Here is an 18,407-nt window from a genome sequence, read left to right on the forward strand (position 1 = left end):
AAGGAGCTCTAAAGTCCCGGATAAAGAACTCCGTTCTTCACGGTGGTATTGACACAATTCATCCCGACGTAATAGGGCAAAAAATGATAATTGTCCGTATCGAGGACTACAAAATCCCCTTTTTTGCCCACCTCGATACTACCAATGCTGTCCGCACGGTTCAAGGCGGCTGCACCGTTCAAGGTCAGGGCAGTGATGGCCTCTTCAACACTCATTTTCATATAAATGCACGCCAAGGCAAATGTCAGGGGGATGGAACCGGAGAAACAACTGCCCGGATTGAGGTCGGTGGCAAGAGCCACGGCACAACCGGCATCAATCATTTCGCGTCCACGGGCATAGGGTTCCTTCAAAGCAAAGGCTGTCAGCGGAAGAAGGGTCGCCACAACTTCTTTATTGGCCATGGCGCGGATGTCCGCATCCGAAGCATGCAGCAGATGGTCGGCAGAGACGGCAGAAAGTTCAGCAGCCAGTCCAGCACCACCTAATGGTACAATTTCATCGGCATGGAGTTTCAAGGCAAGTCCCATTTCCTTGGCTGCTAGCAAAAGGCGACGAGACTGTTCGATGGAGAAAACACCCTGCTCACAGAAGACATCGCAGAACTCTGCCAAATTATTATGAACCACTACGGGCATCACTTCGCGGATAATGTAGTCCACGTATTCGTCCGTCCGCCCGTTGTATTCTGCAGGCACAGCATGTGCGCCGAGAAAAGTGGAGACAACGTCTACACGCTTGTGCTCGTCATTATTAAGGCTACGCATCACCCGAAGCTGCAGGAGTTCGGTTTCCTTGTCCAAACCGTAGCCGCTCTTCCCCTCTACGGTAGTCACTCCCATAGCACTCATCTGCTTCAGAAAGGCCTCCGCCTTGCTGCGCAGTTGGATGAAATTGCATGCACGGGTAGCCTTCACCGTACTCACGATGCCTCCTCCACGTTCCATGATGGACATGTAACTCTCTCCCTTCAAACGCCAGGAGAACTCCTCGGCACGCTCGCCACCAAACACAAAATGTGTGTGCGAGTCCACAAAGCCGGGTAGCAGACACTTGCCGCGGGCATTGTAATGCCAGTAGTGCTGATAATAGCCGTCACGCTCCTCTCCACGGTTGGGACCGACGTAGGTGATGACACCGTCGGTCACTTCCACCGTAGCATTGTCGATGATGCTCAGTTGCTCCATCTCGCTGCCGCGACGGGCGGAAAAACCGAGGGGGGTCACGACACGGGCATTGAATATAATAAGGTTCTCTGTCATAAAGCCTCTCCCCTAACCCCTCCCCCGTAGGGAGGGGAATTAAGTTAGTACTATTTAATTCGGTTACATTCGTGCTTCTAAAACTTGCTCCATGGAGAAGTTCTCCAATCCCAGATAGTAGGACGCTGTATCTATCAAGGCCTCCATCGGCACCAGACCGATAATCTCACTGCCCACAATGCTGACACCGTAGCGGCGGGCTTCCACACGCACCAGTTCGAAAGCACGGTAGAGGGCGGTGCGGGTATAGTCCGTCATGTTGATGGATACCTGCGTGATGCCGCGGTCTTTCAACTCCACTCCCATTGCCTTGCAATAACGCAGTCCGCCGCCGATGAAACGGATTTTCTTAGCAATGTCATGGGCTATCTCCAGACTGGGAGTATTGAGGTTGATGTTATAGGCCACCAAAGGCATGCGGGCACCGATAGCTACTGTGCCTGCAGTGGGATGACGTTCAGCCGGTCCAAAGTCGGGATGCCATTCCGGTTGCTTTATCTTCTCGGCCATACCTTCGAACTCCCCTTTACGAACAGCAGCCAGATTCTCCCGATGAGGGGCAGAAGCAGACTTTTCATATAAGAAGACGGGAAGATTGTAACGTTTTGCAACCTCCTTGCCCACTTCTTTCGAGAGGGCAACGGCTTCTTCCATCGTCACATTCCGGATGGGGATAAAAGGTACTACATCTACAGCACCCATACGAGGATGCTGTCCCTGATGGTGATTGAGGTCTATCAGCTCTACCGCCACGCCGATAGCTTCGAGCACAGCATCACGAAGCGGTTCCGGCTCGCCCACTACGGTCACCACAAGGCGGTTGTGGTCTTCATCGTTACTGTAATCCAACAGTTTCACACCTTGTTTGCCCCGAAAAGGAGCTACTATCTTATCTATCTTCTGCAAATCGCGCCCTTCGCTGAAATTGGGGACGCATTCCATAATCTTATTCATAATGCTCTTTAAAAAAAAATATATATACTCTGATTTTTCAGACGCAGATGACGCGAATTCTTTTTATCGGAATACAGAGACGTCGGGATTCTTTTGAAAGAAAAAATCCGCGTTATCCGCGTCTAAAAAATGAAATCATCACTTTACTTACTCCTTCACCACTTTCTGCACCAACTTCTCATCAGCCACATACGGCATCGTGATATGATAGCCGTCTGCATGCGTACGGTTAAACTCCTCGCTCGTCTCCATGGCATGCGGATTGCGTGCCCACGAACGGCGGGCCACACCACCCATCACATCCCACAACATAGCGGAACGCAGGATTTCGTCTACCCGGTCACTGCCGTCGCACACCATGCCGAAACCGCCGTTGATGGCTTTTCCGATACCTACGCCACCTCCATTGTGCAAGGCCACCAAGCTCATACCACGCGCACAGTTTCCAGCAAAACACTGCACCGCCATATCTGCCATGACATTACTGCCGTCCTTGATATTGGATGTTTCACGGAATGGAGAGTCTGTACCGCTGACATCGTGATGGTCGCGTCCCAACATAATGGGGCCGACCTCTCCCTTACGCACCATTTCATTGAAGCGCAAAGCTATATTCATACGTCCCACGGCATCCTGATAAAGAATACGAGCCTGCGTGCCTACCACCAAGTTGTTTTTCTCCGCATCACGAATCCAATTGTAGTTATCCAAATCTTGCCCGCGACGTGTAGGGTCGATACATTCCATCGCCGCACGGTCGGTCTTCACCAAGTCTTCATGTTTTCCACTGAGGCACACCCAGCGGAACGGACCATAACCATAATCAAACAGTTCCGGTCCCATTATGTCTTCCACATAGCTGGGAAAGATGAAGCCGTTCTTATCATCTCCGTCCCGAGCAATTTCGCTCACACCGGCATCGTAGACGGCTTTCATGAAGGAGTTCCCATAATCGAAGAAGTACGTGCCGTGTTCCACCAGCCTTTTTATAGCCTTGAAATGACGCTCCAAGGAAGCATCCACCAGACACCGGAATTTCGACGGATTCTCGTGCAGCATATGGGTACGCTGCTCAAACGTCAGTCCGGCAGGACAGTAACCGCCCTCATAGGTGGCATGGCAGGAAGTCTGGTCGGAAAGTAAATCTATGTGCAACTGCTTCTGCACCGCATATTCCAGCAAATCGACGACATTGCCGTGATAGGCCACAGAAACCGGGCGACACTCGTCCATGGCTTGTCGAGCCAGCGAGAAGGCTTCTTCCAGAGAATCTGTAACGTGTCCCACCCAGCCCTGGGTATGGCGGGTTTCGATGCGGGAAGCATCCACCTCGGCAATGATTGCCGCCGCCCCTGCCATCTCGGCAGCTTTGGGCTGCGCACCGCTCATGCCTCCCAGACCGGAAGAAACAAACAAGCGTCCGCGCAAATCGCCATCTTGCGGAATGCCCAGTTTCAGACGGCCTGCATTCAGCAACGTGTTGAACGTGCCGTGCACGATGCCCTGCGGACCGATGTACATCCAGCCGCCGGCAGTCATCTGCCCGTAGTTGGCAACGCCCATCTGCATAGCGGTGTGCCAGTCCTTCTGATTATCATAGAGCCCCACCATCAGCGCATTGGTAATGATGACACGGGGCGCCTCGGGCTTGGACTTGAAAAGCCCCAACGGATGTCCGCTTTCGATGACCAGTGTCTGTTCGCGCGTCAACACTTCGAGGTACTGCTTGATGAGCCGGTATTGCATCCAGTTCTGGCAGACCTGTCCCGTCTCACCATAGGTAACTAATTCATACGGATAAAGGGCGATGTCGAAACAAAGATTATTGTCAATCATCACCTGGAATGCCTTGCCTTCAATGCAGTTCCCCTTGTATTCGTCGATGGGTTTCGCTTTGAGGTCGCCCTGCGGGCGGTAGCGGTAGCCATAGATACGTCCACGTGTACGCAGTTCTTCCATGAACTCCGGAGCGAGGGTTTCGTGCAGCTCTTTGGGGATGTAGCGCAAAGCGTTCTTCAATGCCGTAGCCGTCTGCGCAGGGGTAAGGGTGTAGCCACGGTCGGGTGCCCGCCGGATACCCTCGACAAAGGAAGGATAGGAAGGCAATGTTTTACTTAAGGTTATCTCCATGTCCTATAAAGATTAAGGATTTACAAAGTGTCAGCCCACAAGGGTTATATTTGCCGCAATATAGAAATAAATCCCGACATTCGCAACGGAATGCCGGGATTATTTATCTTTTAGTCAGAAACCAACAAAGAGGAATTCTATTTTAAAGCCATTTTATTGATTTTCATTACCTGATAGACACCTTCATAATCGGCGGCAAATCCGTCATCGGCTTTGCCCATATCGATTACTTCCAACTCTACGTATACCGGTTTTCCGTTTTTAACTCCTTTCGTCATATCATCATATTTTTGCATGAGTTCTCCGGTCTCATCCACAATCCAATAATCGGCAGAATCTCCTTCGGCTTTGAAGGAACGCACTTCATGGCCGACGACCAGCTCGCCTTTTACTGACAAAAGTTTCTTGGCAGGGGTAAGCACCGCGGCAGGTATTGTTTCTTGATTCAGTGCTTCATTGTTCCTGGCATATTTCAAGAGCAACTCTCCTCTTTTGAGAATCAGGCTGTCCTGCGTCAGTTTTTCTATTGTCAGCGTATCCGTGAAAGAAATATTCTGGTGATTGCCGATGCTGGTACCTGAAAGTAACAACCGGTTTCCTACTTTTTTCCATGCCTCATATTTCAAGGTGGCCATGTTAATGGAAGAGGCGCTTCCGTCCCCATCAAGAACGAAACCTTGTTGCATGCCGGGCATTCCCGGAACCGGCTCCACCCAGGAGCCTTCAATGGAGGCATTGTTGCAAGCACTCAAAGCAACCATGCCAAGAACAGCAGTTAAATCTCTCAATCTTTTCATGTCTCTTTTCTTTTTAAAACTATATTTCTAAACAAAGGAACTCTTGTATTTCCTCTATGTTCCTGCAAAAATAATGTTTTTACGGGAGCTTCCACGCATCAAAGAATCTTTTCACGAAACAAATATTGAGGATTTAGTACACACACAGAAAATCCAAATACTTACACCAAAAAACAATTATCAGATTAAACAAACTTTCAGAAGATGGTTACGACATTCAATCCATATAAAGTACTTCAACTTGCTGGCTTATGAAAAGTATCTATTAGTGCCTACTCTAATCATTCGCCTACTTTTTCTATTGAATTGAATATATTGCTCTTTTCTCCTATCTTCATCCACTATCCAAGATTTTCTTACTCATTTTTGCATATGATGACATAAAGGATACTCCTTCCCATCACCACCACCTTAGTATATAGTACTAGCACATGGCCCAATGAATTAATTACATCCTCGGGAAAAAGGCTATATCATGCAGATAAAACCAACGACTCCCTATCTACTCCTTGGCTATTCGTCTATGAAGAGGAAAAACAAGGAGAAGGATAGGGAGAGGGTAATCCTGAAACAAAGGAATAACTCCTTAGACTTTTCAACACACAAGAATGAATCAGTCAATGTCTATTACTGTTCCTCCATTAGATAATAATGATATATCAAGATATTCTTCTGAATTTTTTTGGGTGGATAAAACTGAGCAGGAATGCATTTCATTTCCTTTTTCATCCGAATAAATCACAAAATGATGTTTACCTTTTTCAAGAAAGGATAACGGAATTCGTAAAATTCGTGATTGTTCATTAGTTATAGCTGCAATAAACCATTTCTTATTTTTTCTACGTGCTATACAGAAATATTCTCCCGGATATCCATCTATAAAGAGACTTTCATCCCAAGCAGCTTCTATTTTTTCTAAAATAGGTCGTGCAGGTGATTTCAAATAAGCTTCTGGGCGATCTGCCATACATATCCATCCTGACTCAAACACATATGCCAATGCTAATTCGTGACAATAAGTAGTTGTTCGTGGATTTTCTTTGCGAATGGTAAAAGTCACAGGAGTATAATCCATTGGACCAACCACATTTCGTGTAAAAGGCAGCGTGCAATTATGACGTGAATTAGCACATGGATGGCCTGTAAAAGTATAATATTCAGCACCTTTCACAGCCTCATTAGTCATGATATTGGGATATTTCCTACGATGTCCACGTGGCAAAGTCTCCCCATGAAAGCTAACCATCAGCCGCTGTGCTACCGCCTCTGCACATACTGTATCTCTGAATTTCATGGCATATTGTGAATCGGAATCAATATAATCTATCTTTATTCCATCAATACCCATTTCTTTATATCGCTGAAAAACATAATCTCGTCCCTTTGCATTATCCAATGTTTTAATTTCATCCCAACCGTACACTTTAATACCTTTCTGCCTAGCATATTCTGTCAATTCAGGTATCCAACCAACACTCTCCCATTCTTTCGAAGCTCGCAATGGGGTATTAATCAGAGAAACATCAAATTCCAACCATTCCCACTGCATCTCCTCTGCCAAATCTACGTATCTTTTCAGTGTATCAATGTAGCTGTTTGCCAAATAATTACCCCACCAAGGAAAAACAGCCACTCCTGGAGTTATCCAATCAGTATCCTCCAAAGAACAAGGAGGATTCAAATTCTCCACAAGTGTAGATTCAACGATATCCCCAAGCTCACTTCCAATTATAAAAGCCTTCCAAGAGGATTGAAAATCATCTCGGACGGTAAACAAAGAGTCCTCTTTGGCAAAAGCTAATTGAAAAGTATTTGAATAAGGCTTCTTTGTGAGATGAATTGCCGGAATATCATACACGGCGGCTTCCGTCATCAGCATCCATTTGGAAGATTGCTGTACGAGCACGGGATATAGAAATTCAGTCGAATAACAGATCGTATCAATCATCCGCTCCGGATAATAGTTCTCGTAATGTCTTATCCAATCCATCATCCAAGTCTTAACTCCTGGTTGCAAGTTTATATCGGTAGTCTCATTCAGAATTGCTATAGAGTCCGCAATAACTTTATATCGAAAAGCAACGCCATCATTGTATGCCCTGCATGTAAGTTCCAGCTCTTTACCAGATGAATTACGGAAAAGGAATGTTTTTTCATTCGCATAATTGGTATAAGAGGAGCATTTTCCTGTGGGCAAATTATACTTCTCATCAATCACACGCGAACAAGCCTCAACCAATTCCAACCCGTTATTGAAAGATAAGCTCTCGTCTTTAGCCAATAGCCCGATGACAGACTGGCTGACGAGAATATCATCACCGGACTTGATTTGATAATTCAATACTCCTTGAGAATCTAAGCTCAGCGAGATTGAATTCTGTTCATCGGGAGACGAAACAACCATATCAGGAGCACATGCTACACAAATGTGCACAATAATATAAAGAAAAAATATAAGATGAATTTTCATGATTTATATGATAGATTATACCTATTAACTGCTTCAAAAAAAGCTTGTATGTTACTATCTGGAGTATGTGGAGGGATATCACATCCTGATGATATTACAAAGTTCTTATATTTTCTCGTTTCCCTAAGCAATGCGGTCGTTGCACTATATACCGCTTCCGGAGTCGCTTGTTTAAATATGCCAACAGGATCTAGATTTCCCATTACCAACACATCAGACGGACACTCTTCCAGAGCTTCTTGCATATCAATGGCATTACCAAAGTGAAGTCCGGCAGCTCCGCTAGCTATCATTGCCTGGGTACATTGTCCTTTATTGCCACAGTTATGCAGAACGATGCTGAAGCCATCGTCTTGCAGAGCATCTACAATTCTCCGTACATAATCAGTGGAAAACGCCTGACAATCTTCATTGGACAATAATCCAGCTGCGGGTTCTGCCATTATAACCCCCTGAACACCAATCCTTTTTAGTTCCCGACAATAATCTAATATAAAGGCTGTACATTTTTCAAGTAAAACATGAATTGTGTCCGGCTCTATATAGATTGCCACCATAATCTCGGACATATCATATAATCTCCCTGCTAATGAATAAGGCCCAATACAGCCAGCAAGCACCGGACGGTCCGTAATATTTTCTACAGCGAGCTTATTGGCCTTCAGATATTCGGGCAAGCGTCCCTGAGTCATCTCCGGTATAGGCAATGCTTCAATCGAAGCACTGTCATATACCAAACGATTCACAACATTAGGCACTTCATCTTCCGCAAATCCAATCTGGCAACCAAATGCCTCCGCTTCAACCGTCAAGTCCATTATAACAGTACAAGCCCCTGTTTCATATTTATCGGCAAGAGCCTTAATCGCCTGATAATGTGTTTCTCCATCGGTAACAGCATCTATAACCCTTTTACCGATTTCTTCAATACCCGGATGGGTCATAATTGGCACAGCAATCCGGTTTTCACTTTGCATGATTTGATCAATCCATTTAGCCATAAATTCGTTACTGTTTAAAATTATGCACTGAGTTTATTTAGAATCTCAACCAATTCCTGTGGCCCATCTGTATAGTAATTGGCGCCAATCTGCTCGGCGAATTCCGGAGTAACCGGTGCTCCTCCTATAAAAGTTACAGTATTAGGGAACTCTTCTTTTATAGCCGCATTTATCTGAGCCATATTAGTCATCGTAGTAGTGAGCAAAGCAGACATTCCGACATACGCATCTGGAGTTTCCCGGATGGCCTCCAGAAATTTCTCGACCTTTACGTCTACTCCCAGATCAATCACTTCGTAACCATTGCCCTCTACCATCATCGACACCAAGTTTTTGCCAATGTCATGTAAATCGCCTTCCACAGTTCCAATAATGAATTTCCCCTTACGTTGTACGCTTCCATCATTAAAAAACTGTTTCAGATGTTTCATGGCCGTTCCCATGGCCTTTGCACTCATTAAGACCTGAGGGACAAAGACTTGATTAGCCTTAAATTTTACTCCTATTTTTTCCATCCCAACAATCAATCCTTTAGTCAAAATATCAGAGGGAGAAATATTTGCATTCAGCGCCTGCAAAGTGAGCTCATCGGCTCCCGGTTGACCTTTCATTGTAGGGGGGAAGGGAGTGGCTTGGTTAATTTTACCCAATTCAACACATTCCGAGATTTTGCTAAGTAATTCGTCCATAGTTTTAATAATTTAATTTTTCACCAAAAAATATAATAGATCACACACAGTATTGCCAGAATAAGAATGCTCAATATTTTGAATAGAGTAGTAGTACGGAACAATTTCGCATTGAGCTCGATTGTATTAGCCAATTTCGTATTGGGGCAAACCAAACCGAATATAACAATAATGAGAGCACACAGTAAAAACACATAGCCCATCCTGTTAATAAACGATATTTCAGGAAACAAGTAGAGCATCAGTAAGGAGAATACAAAAGTACCGATAGCAGCCGCAATAGCTCCATTCGCACTTGCCTTTTTCCAGAAAAAACCGAGGATAAAAATAGCCAGTGCTCCCGGACTTACAAACCCTGTAAATTCCTGAATGAATTGAAAAGCCTGTTCCAATGTACCTAACAGTGGAGCTATACAGACTGCTATAATCAAACTGAATATGCCAAAAAGACGTCCTATATTTACAAGTTTCTTTTCGCTGGTTTCTTTTCGGGTAACATACTCTTTATAGATATCCATGGTAAAAATAGTAGAGATACTGTTAATCATCGATGCCAATGAACTGACCACAGCAGCTACCAATGCTGCAAACGCTATCCCTTTAATGCCAGAAGGAATAAAACTATGCATTAGCCACGGATAAGCCTGATCAGGTTTATCTATGGGAGCTTCCAAAGCAAAAGCCACTATTCCAGGAATAACAACGATAAGCGGAAGAATGATTTTCAAGAAACCGGCAAATAGTAATCCCAACTGAGCTTCATGAAGATTTTTGGCAGCAAGTGCTCGTTGTATAATATATTGATTGCAACCGAAATAATACAGCGCACTTACCCAAAGGCCTCCCAAAATAACTCCCACTCCCGGCAAATAGGAATAGTTAGGATTGTTTTTATCTAATATCAAATCAAATTTTTCAGGTACATTCTCTAAAAGCATCTGGAAACCAACAACTCCCCCTTGTCCACCGGAATAATAATCCAATGATATATAGGTCGTCAACAAACCGCCACCTATAAGAAATACAACTTGCACAAGGTCGGTAATAGCAACTGCTTTCAAACCTCCATATATTGAATATATACCTGCAAAAAGAGCCAGAGAAAAAATGCTCCAGAACATATCTATTTCCATGATTTTGTTGATAGCCAATGCACCCAAATAAAGAATTGAAGTAAGATTGACAAAGATGAACACCAGCAACCAGAAAAAAGCCATTATAGTTTTAACACGCTTGTCATAGCGAATTTCCAAGAATTGAGGCATAGTATAAATATTAGCCTTCAAGTAAATAGGGAGGAAAAATACAGCTACAATGATTAGTGTAGCCGCCGCTATAAATTCATACGATGCAATACCCAAACCGATAGCAAAGCCGGAACCGGACATCCCGATAAACTGTTCTGCCGAAATATTTGAAGCAATGATAGAAGCACCAATGGCCCACCATGCCAATGATCTACTGGCTAAAAAATAATCTTGTGAACTTTTTGCCTGTCCTTTTTTAGTACGACTGACAAATAATCCAATAAACATAATCACACAGGCATAGCCAATAAAGATTGCGTAGTCTAATATTGAGAATGTATTCATAATAGGTTAACTCTTTTATTGTGTACTTTGCAAAGATGGAAGAATTTATTATATATTTACGACTATATTTTTGCCGTTTCTAATACTTTATTTGCTGATATTATATTTTGGTATATATTTAAACCTTATACAAAAAGAATGATATCCTGAATCTTGAGACGTAAGCCGAATTTGCATGAATTGTGGAGATTCTGAGAATACCTCTGCAGAAGCTATTTCAACAGTCTTCCATCCATTCAAAGCAACAGTGATTATTGTTGCATCTCCCTTTGTCAATAGAATTTCTCCTGAAAGAGTGTCTTGACTCCAATGTATATTACGTAGTTCTATCAATCCTTGCATCAGATGACGATCTGTGGAAATAATCTGCGGATATGGCAAAGCTTCGCGAACAGACAACATTCTCGCCTCACCAGGACGCATGACTTGTCTCAAACTGCCATCTCCTTTATATATGCCCAGATACCTCCTATTCCAAAAATCATAGATATGATATTCCTTTTGTTTATCCAATTCCATTCCGCCTTTTCGATTCTCTCCTCCCAAATCAACAGTAATCGTATCAGACTCTAAATCATTCGTATTATAAAGAGTCAGTTAGTGCCATCCTCTATTAATTATAGCATCATAAATCTGAGGATTCTTACGGATAAACATGTCTAAAGGACGAGCACTCACAGGAGACTGATGAAAAGGTACCACGCGTGTCAAGTCATGGATAATTCCTTTATTTAACTGTTTAAAACTGTTGGCCAGTAGCAAACGGCTCCCTGCCACATAGGACATCGTCAATACTTTTCTCCTACCATCTACATTGTCCGGAAAGACTTTAAGCAAATTCTTAGCATCGGCATCATAATTAAACAAAATTCGGTTTTTGTACCATCTTAATCCAATTTTTGTTGCCATAGAAGCAGAAAACAAGTCTGTATCTCCTTCTGTCCGTTGGGAAGAAATGTTACCTAAAGTAACATCAGCCCCCCTATCCAAATTTCGTTCCTGCAAAAGAGCTCCCTTCCCTAATCCTTTCCGGGCTACCCTATATACATTTACATAGGCCGCAGCTGCCGTAGAACAACTGTCTTCCATCCCTCCAAATTTCGGCCAAGTAGTATAGGGGAAGTCCCACATTCCCCCTTTTATGCCAGCCGCTTTCAGACGTGGATACGCATATTCTGTCAAGTGGCGGATAAAACCGGGATCTGTATAATCGTATCCGCTACAAGCATTTTGCATGAAATCAAAACAAGGAATATAGGCCCTGCTTTGGTTAAACAGCATGTGTTGTGGATAAATGTCTGCATAATCATTATGCTCATGAGGGATACGCACGTTGGTAAAATAGTAGAAAGGAATGCATCTATCCTTCAGCAAAGCTTCCCCCCATTTCCGGGTGGTTTCATAAGGTTTGGAGTATGTTCCATAAAGTGAATGTACATCATCAAACCACCCCAAGGAAACCGGAACCAATCTTATACCTAAAGGAGAGTAATTGAGCATATCAGTTTCTTTGATATTCTTTACTTCAGTAACACATGCCGATGAAGTACCATCCAGCCCTGTGTTTCCATATTGCTTCTCATAGGCGTACCACATGCAGGTAGTAGGAAATGGATAATAGGAAAGAGATACCTTTTGTGCCTCTTTTACATTTAAAGCATATTTCTCCAATGCCTCAAAGGGATGTGATTCTGAAAAATCAAGATAAAACCGGTCTTCTGGTAGATAGGTCTCATCAGATTTTATTCCCTTTCCAACTTCATCATAGGCATAAAGATTAAGTAACATACTTTTGGAATGGGAAGATGAAACAGCGTATTCGGTTTTTGAAACGGTATTCAATTTACCCTCACATAAAAACAGTTCGGAAGCAACAGCCTTTTGACCTTTATTATGCTTTATAAGCAACCGGCATGCCCCATCCTTATAAATATCTTTAGGTAACGGGAAAAAAATCTGTTCAGGCGATTCCCAATTGGCAATATTAGGAATTCGAGTAGCAGGGACCAAACATTTTACCAAAGAATCTGTAAAGTAATATTCCAATGGTTTGAATTCTGTAAATGCTCGAGGCAAGGCATTCTGGCCATTATCTGCATATATCGATTGTTCGGTTGTATATCCATTATCACACCAACTGATACCACAGTAATAGTCCTTATCAGGATTAAGTTGAAGTGCCTCCACGAGCACAAAGTTCCATCCATAAATAGCGGTATGTAAAACATCATCTATCAAATCATAACGAAGAGGTTCCCCAGTACCCATTCTTAATACTTCTTGAAAACCGTCTTGTTGAACAAAGCCCAAATCCAAGTATGCTTTTAAGAGATGTTCCTTCTGTAACTGTGTACGTCGACTCTCCGAGTTCTCCACTGTCACAAACTTTTCGTAATCTGTATAGGTCAATCCACCCGCTACAATACTATACGGAATCTGGTTTTCTTCCCAATGAATCATTATATTGTTGCGGCTATATACTGGTATCTGTTTACTAATCCTATCAGGCTCTCCCCCTCCAAAACCATCTAATATATTCAAGTTGTCTGCCTTCTCTTGATAGGGATAAACACTTCCTCCTGCTGTAGGACTAATATGCAATAAGCGAAGAAAATTTCCTGTTGTATTTCTCACTCCACATTGGAATGAGAAAAAATTGCCACTTTCCAGAACTATTCTTAGATGTAATTCAGGACTCTGCATAGATTTGCTGACAATATAAAGGGAAGAAGCTGTTTTCTCTTTGATTTCATGAGAGAACAATGGGTCATTACTTTTCCACTGATTCAATTGGTAATAAGCATTTTCCAAGCATACCTCTTTATGTATCTTATCAATAATAGTATAACTCCCCGTATCAATGTCAAAAATAAGTTTATAATATTCGTTTTCTAATACATTATTTGTGGAAAATCCCCGTTGACAAGTAAACAGAATACATAAAATACAGAATAAGTTTTTCATATTTCACAGTACTGTTTTTAATACTATAAAAAATAGCTTGTTTATCAATGATGTTTATAATCACTGACAAACGAGCTATTGTGCAGTTATCTTTCCGAAGGTTGAAAGTGGACTTTCCATGCCACTTGCTGATTTTTGATAGAATAGAATTGAAGTTTCACGAGATTTTCTGATATAGGCAGTATTTGTAACTGTGCTTCATTACAAATTGCATTCTTTATCTCCTTACCATTTAAGGCAATGGCAATCTCCACAAATTCATCCTTAGGCAACATGATTTTTCCTTCCAGTAATTCATTCGTGCTACTTATATCTTCCAATTCTAAATATCCTTGCATAATATGACGATTACACGATACAACTTGCGGATTATCGGCAACAGCACGAATAGATAGCATCCGAGCTTCACCGGGTCGAAGAACTTGTTGTAACTCCTTACCCGCCAATTTCCCTAAAAAGCAATCATTCCAGAAATCATAAGCATAATAGCTTTTAACAGAATCAAGTCCCAGCCCTCCTTCTTCTTGTGGGTCAAAGAGATTTACTGTTATTTTCAATTCTTTGTCATTCTGGTCGTTATAAAAGGTAACTTGATGCCAATCCTCATTTACTTTAAAATCATAAATATGTGGAATGTCTTGCTGCAACATGTCAATAGGACGTGCACTTTGTGCAGTATGGTGGAAAGGATAAATCCTTCCCAAGTCCCATAAAGTGAGACTATCATAGCGTTCAAAGCTATTAGCCAACAGTAATCGGGCGCTTGTAACATAACACATAGTCAACAACTTGTGCCTTCCATCCGGATGATTTACAGGTTTAGCTTTGAGCAAATTTTTTGCATCCATATCATAACTCACCACTACCCGGTTTTTATACCATCTGAGTCCACCGCGCATAACCATTTCAGGAGTTACATCATCCGTATCCCCCCAGATACGCTGGGAAGATACTGTACCCAATGTTATATCACTACCACGCTCTAAACATCTTTCATGTATATAACTATCCTTTCCCATTCCCTCATACGCCAATTCATATATCTTCCGATAGGCAGCAGCAGCTGTACTATAGGGATCATCCAGTCCCCCGTATTGCGGCCATCCCGTATTAGTATAATCGAACATCAATCCCTTTAAGCCACCTTCCTTAAAGTTTTTGTACACTTCTTTCATGTGGGTAACAAATCCTTTATCTGTAAAGTCATAACTAGCCTTTGCGCCAACCGTCCAAGTGAAATCAGGAATGTAAGCATCGGACTGATTAAATAACATGTGTTCTGGATATGCTTCAGCATAATCTTGCGAGCGCTTACCAGTCTGTACATATAATAAAGGAATGCCTCCAAGTCTCTCAACCGCTGTAGCCCATTTGACCGTGGTTTCATAGGGCTTTTCATAATGTTGCTTCACGTTTACCTCTCCCGGAACAGCATTTCCACTACCATGCATTTGGAAATGCTTATCGTCCCACCAGCCTTGCTCATTATTCACTTCATAGCAATCAGGCACCAGGCGAACGGCAGCTTTTGCATATTTGAGAAAACCACTTCGAGAGATTCGTTCCATTTCTTCCACCGCGCCTTTTGAACTATTCATACCGGGACCCATACCATAGTACGGATGCATGGCATACCACAAACAGACAGAGGGAAAGTCGTAGTAATTTATGTTTATGCCTTGTTCGTTTTTCACAGCAAAGGCATATTTCTCCAATGCTTCAAAGTGGCTATGAGTAGTAATATCTAAATAGAACTTATCTTTGAATGAATAGTTCTGCTGACTGTCAATCAGCTTCCCTAATGGATCTTGGGCAAATAAACTCACTCTGAAATCACCAGCCTTATTTGGCACATAATTAAAAGTAGATGCTTTTCCTGAATCATTGCCCGAGATATGTCCTTCATAGGCCCAAACCTCATTTAGTACAGCATTAGGACCTTCATCCTTCTTGAGAAGTAACCTGACATTACCTTTATCCGTCAATTCTTGCGGCAAGTTCACTATAACCTGAGTAGACTTCCCTCCCTCATTAAAGTTGTCTATTGAAATCTTCCCACTTAATTCATAGGCAATACTTCCTGGCCCATTGTCTGCCCAGAGAGATTCTTTACGATTATTACTATCACTACTAATGGCGACTCCCATAGCGTATTTTTTCCCTTTTTCCGGATTCATCAAATTCACTATGATTTCTTGACTGTCATATACAGCTTTCCGAATCTCAAATGCCGGAGCAGACGGTTGCTCATAATCATATCCTTTTCCTAAACTAATATAGGTATCCAGACCATCTTCCCGCATAACTGGAACATTCATGTATGCAAACAGAGACATCTCCGGATATAGTTTCTCCAGTTGTTCTCGGCGGGGAGCAGCAGATGTTACCTCTACGAATTTCTCATATTCTTGATAGGTCAATCCACCTGCAACAAATGTATGCCGTTTGTTGCCAGACTTTGCTGTGACAAGCATGTTATTCCGACAATACACCGGCAATTGTTGATAAGTCCACGTAGGTTCCCCCCCCGCATTTCCGTCGAGGATATGGAATTCTTCAACATCACCGAGTGAAGCGAACAAGCGGCCACCACGTACCGGTGACCATTGTTTGATATGAAGTGGAACATCTCGATGATTAAAAATCTGCATATTAAATTTAATTTCCGGAGAATTATTCATGACCGTGCTTTCTACAGTAAGGTCTATTTCCGGACTACAAGCTGTAACAAATAACTTTTTACCAGTATGCGTATCCTCAGCATGTGCTTTAAATAAGCTAAAATCTGTAGAATAATATTGATTAGCAGAAAAGCATGCGCTGTCCACTATTACTCTATTTTCCTGTTTATTTATTATTTGGAGATAGCCGTTTTTAAGATCAAATGAAACTTTTACTTGTTCATTTTCTATGTTGGCTACATCTGTACTGATATAAACTTGTGCTCCTTCCGGAGCACAAGATATCATAAGTATACATATAAAAAATAGATATATAACTTTCATAATCAGGAAATTTTATATTAGTTAACATATCCCGGGTTTTGTTCTTCGGGAGTAATATCATCATTATTTTTGATTTCAGTATCAGGAATCGGATATAATTGATGATAATCCTGAATTTTTCCTTCAGCTTTTGCCCAGTGATTACGGCTTCTTACATACTCTACCAATTTACCGGTACGCAGCAAGTCCATACGCCTCCAGTTCTCAAAACATAGTTCACGCATACGCTCATCAAGAATTTTTTCTCTAAACTCATTTTGCCCCATAGTGGTCTTCCATACTTTATCATCAGGCAATACACCTCCCCAGGCACGCCTCCGGACAACATTGACTTGCTCTACAGCTTCGTTTGTGTTACCTTGTTCGTTCAAACATTCTGCATAGCATAGAATGATGTCAGCCAGACGGAGATAAAATACATTTTTTCCGCTTTGCCATGTATTATTACTGGCCCGGGGGTCTTCGTACTTTTTAATATGAGGTCCCAATTCCTCAGGATATAATACCCAGTTTACCGGTTGTCCTGCCTCATTAAAAAGCACTTCTTTGCGTATACTGGCTTCAAAACGTTGGTCACCTTCTTCAAAAATATTTAGACAATACTCAGTAGGCAAGATTGTTTCATATCCTCCCCAATAACTTCCTTGATGGGTACAAGCACGAGAACCTAACTGATATTGAATCTGATTCTGGTTAGGATAGATATGCGAGAACTGAAATTCATAAATCGACTCTGTCGTATTGGGCTTATTACAATCAAATAAGTCTGCAAAATTTCCAACAAGTTGATAGCCATGATTATCAATAACATCTTTAAATAAAGCTGCTGCTTTCCCATAATCCCTTAAACCAGTAGACGGATCAGCATGCAAATAAGCCTTACCCAATAAGGCTTTGGCGGCACCACTGGTTACTCTATTCTTATCTTCCACACTTTTCTCCAGATGTTCTGCCGCAAAAGTCAGATCATTGATGATCAATTGCCAGACATCAGCGATAGGCTGGCGCCGGGTTCCTAATTCAATCTGGCGGGAATAGTCAATAATAGGAACAGCACCCCAATATTGAACCAGTGAAAAATATTGAGTTGCACGTATAAAGCAGGCCTCCGCTTTCAGAATATCTCTTTTCTCCAAGTCATCTTGCACATACTGAGCACCATTGATAACTTCGGCAGCACTGGATATTACTCCCCAGTATTGGTTCCAATATTGAGTCAGTAATGAATGCCGGGAATTTAACTCTCCATTATATTTATCCAGTCCGGCTTGTTGCGATTCCCATACAATCTGTGCTTCACTTTCAGCACTTTCGTCATTACCCATCATTGGCAGTAGATATAACCGGTCTTTTTGTTGTGCCCGCCAATTCATATAAAGCCCCGATACCAATGGCTCTATACGATCACATGAGCTATAAACCTCGTTTTCCTTAAGGAATGTTTTTGGATCACTATTTAGAAAGTCACTGCACGAACAGAGCATTCCTATCAGTAATGTTGCACCGAGAAGTGCGGTATATAGTTTGTTTTTCATAATAGTAA

Annotated in this window: 12 protein-coding genes; all 12 read right to left on the minus strand. The window is 42.4% G+C overall.

Annotated elements, in window-relative coordinates; genetic code table 11:
- Window positions 1-8 precede the first annotated feature (8 nt).
- A complete protein-coding gene (gene hutI, locus DWY57_RS13590; protein WP_117601028.1) occupies window positions 9-1,262 on the minus strand; it encodes an imidazolonepropionase in 1,254 nt (417 codons plus the stop codon).
- A 63-nt stretch (window positions 1,263-1,325) separates the two neighbouring features.
- Entirely contained in the window at window positions 1,326-2,216 is an 891-nt protein-coding gene (gene ftcD, locus DWY57_RS13595) for a glutamate formimidoyltransferase (RefSeq protein WP_035450371.1), read from the minus strand.
- Window positions 2,217-2,363: 147 nt separating this feature from the next.
- The gene (locus DWY57_RS13600; RefSeq protein ID WP_061412542.1) at window positions 2,364-4,346 is read right to left on the minus strand and encodes a urocanate hydratase; all 1,983 of its coding nucleotides are present in this window, start codon (window positions 4,344-4,346) and stop codon (window positions 2,364-2,366) included.
- Window positions 4,347-4,483: 137 nt separating this feature from the next.
- Complete coding sequence (locus tag DWY57_RS13605) at window positions 4,484-5,143, minus strand: lipocalin family protein (RefSeq protein ID WP_119961932.1); 660 nt, start codon at window positions 5,141-5,143, stop codon at window positions 4,484-4,486.
- Window positions 5,144-5,756: 613 nt separating this feature from the next.
- Entirely contained in the window at window positions 5,757-7,613 is a 1,857-nt protein-coding gene (locus tag DWY57_RS13610) for a glycoside hydrolase family 97 protein (protein WP_117601026.1), read from the minus strand.
- Complete coding sequence (locus tag DWY57_RS13615) at window positions 7,610-8,614, minus strand: uroporphyrinogen decarboxylase family protein (protein WP_117601025.1); 1,005 nt, start codon at window positions 8,612-8,614, stop codon at window positions 7,610-7,612. The genes DWY57_RS13610 and DWY57_RS13615 overlap by 4 nt, the downstream gene beginning before the upstream one ends.
- A 20-nt stretch (window positions 8,615-8,634) precedes the next feature.
- Window positions 8,635-9,303 (minus strand): corrinoid protein, encoded by a 669-nt coding sequence (locus tag DWY57_RS13620; RefSeq protein WP_117601024.1) that lies wholly within the window; start codon window positions 9,301-9,303, stop codon window positions 8,635-8,637.
- A gap of 20 nt (window positions 9,304-9,323) precedes the next feature.
- Window positions 9,324-10,895 carry a sodium/solute symporter gene (locus tag DWY57_RS13625; protein ID WP_117601023.1) on the minus strand — a complete coding sequence of 524 codons (1,572 nt, stop codon included), beginning with the start codon at window positions 10,893-10,895 and terminating at the stop codon, window positions 9,324-9,326.
- 87 nt (window positions 10,896-10,982) lie between these two features.
- Window positions 10,983-11,414 carry a hypothetical protein gene (locus tag DWY57_RS13630; protein ID WP_119961933.1) on the minus strand — a complete coding sequence of 144 codons (432 nt, stop codon included), beginning with the start codon at window positions 11,412-11,414 and terminating at the stop codon, window positions 10,983-10,985.
- Window positions 11,415-11,492: 78 nt separating this feature from the next.
- On the minus strand, window positions 11,493-13,859 hold the full coding sequence (locus DWY57_RS13635; protein ID WP_119961934.1) for a hypothetical protein: 2,367 nt from the start codon (window positions 13,857-13,859) through the stop codon (window positions 11,493-11,495).
- Window positions 13,860-13,945: 86 nt separating this feature from the next.
- The gene (locus DWY57_RS13640; protein ID WP_119961935.1) at window positions 13,946-16,864 is read right to left on the minus strand and encodes a hypothetical protein; all 2,919 of its coding nucleotides are present in this window, start codon (window positions 16,862-16,864) and stop codon (window positions 13,946-13,948) included.
- A 17-nt stretch (window positions 16,865-16,881) separates the two neighbouring features.
- Window positions 16,882-18,399 (minus strand): RagB/SusD family nutrient uptake outer membrane protein, encoded by a 1,518-nt coding sequence (locus DWY57_RS13645; protein ID WP_207214629.1) that lies wholly within the window; start codon window positions 18,397-18,399, stop codon window positions 16,882-16,884.
- Between the last annotated feature and the right edge of the window lie 8 nt (window positions 18,400-18,407).

The organism is Bacteroides sp. AF25-5LB, assembly GCF_003602965.1.
Classification (GTDB): Bacteria; Bacteroidota; Bacteroidia; order Bacteroidales; family Bacteroidaceae; genus Bacteroides; species Bacteroides uniformis.

Excerpts from the sequence above, each read along its gene's own strand:
- hutI (WP_117601028.1), bottom strand. The coding sequence starts at position 1,262 with ATGACAGAGAACCTTATTATATTCAATGCCCGTGTCGTGACCCCCCTC.
- ftcD (WP_035450371.1), bottom strand. The coding sequence starts at position 2,216 with ATGAATAAGATTATGGAATGCGTCCCCAATTTCAGCGAAGGGCGCGAT.
- DWY57_RS13600 (WP_061412542.1), bottom strand. The coding sequence starts at position 4,346 with ATGGAGATAACCTTAAGTAAAACATTGCCTTCCTATCCTTCCTTTGTC.
- DWY57_RS13605 (WP_119961932.1), bottom strand. The coding sequence starts at position 5,143 with ATGAAAAGATTGAGAGATTTAACTGCTGTTCTTGGCATGGTTGCTTTG.
- DWY57_RS13610 (WP_117601026.1), bottom strand. The coding sequence starts at position 7,613 with ATGAAAATTCATCTTATATTTTTTCTTTATATTATTGTGCACATTTGT.
- DWY57_RS13615 (WP_117601025.1), bottom strand. The coding sequence starts at position 8,614 with ATGGCTAAATGGATTGATCAAATCATGCAAAGTGAAAACCGGATTGCT.
- DWY57_RS13620 (WP_117601024.1), bottom strand. The coding sequence starts at position 9,303 with ATGGACGAATTACTTAGCAAAATCTCGGAATGTGTTGAATTGGGTAAA.
- DWY57_RS13625 (WP_117601023.1), bottom strand. The coding sequence starts at position 10,895 with ATGAATACATTCTCAATATTAGACTACGCAATCTTTATTGGCTATGCC.
- DWY57_RS13630 (WP_119961933.1), bottom strand. The coding sequence starts at position 11,414 with ATGGAATTGGATAAACAAAAGGAATATCATATCTATGATTTTTGGAAT.
- DWY57_RS13635 (WP_119961934.1), bottom strand. The coding sequence starts at position 13,859 with ATGAAAAACTTATTCTGTATTTTATGTATTCTGTTTACTTGTCAACGG.
- DWY57_RS13640 (WP_119961935.1), bottom strand. The coding sequence starts at position 16,864 with ATGAAAGTTATATATCTATTTTTTATATGTATACTTATGATATCTTGT.
- DWY57_RS13645 (WP_207214629.1), bottom strand. The coding sequence starts at position 18,399 with ATGAAAAACAAACTATATACCGCACTTCTCGGTGCAACATTACTGATA.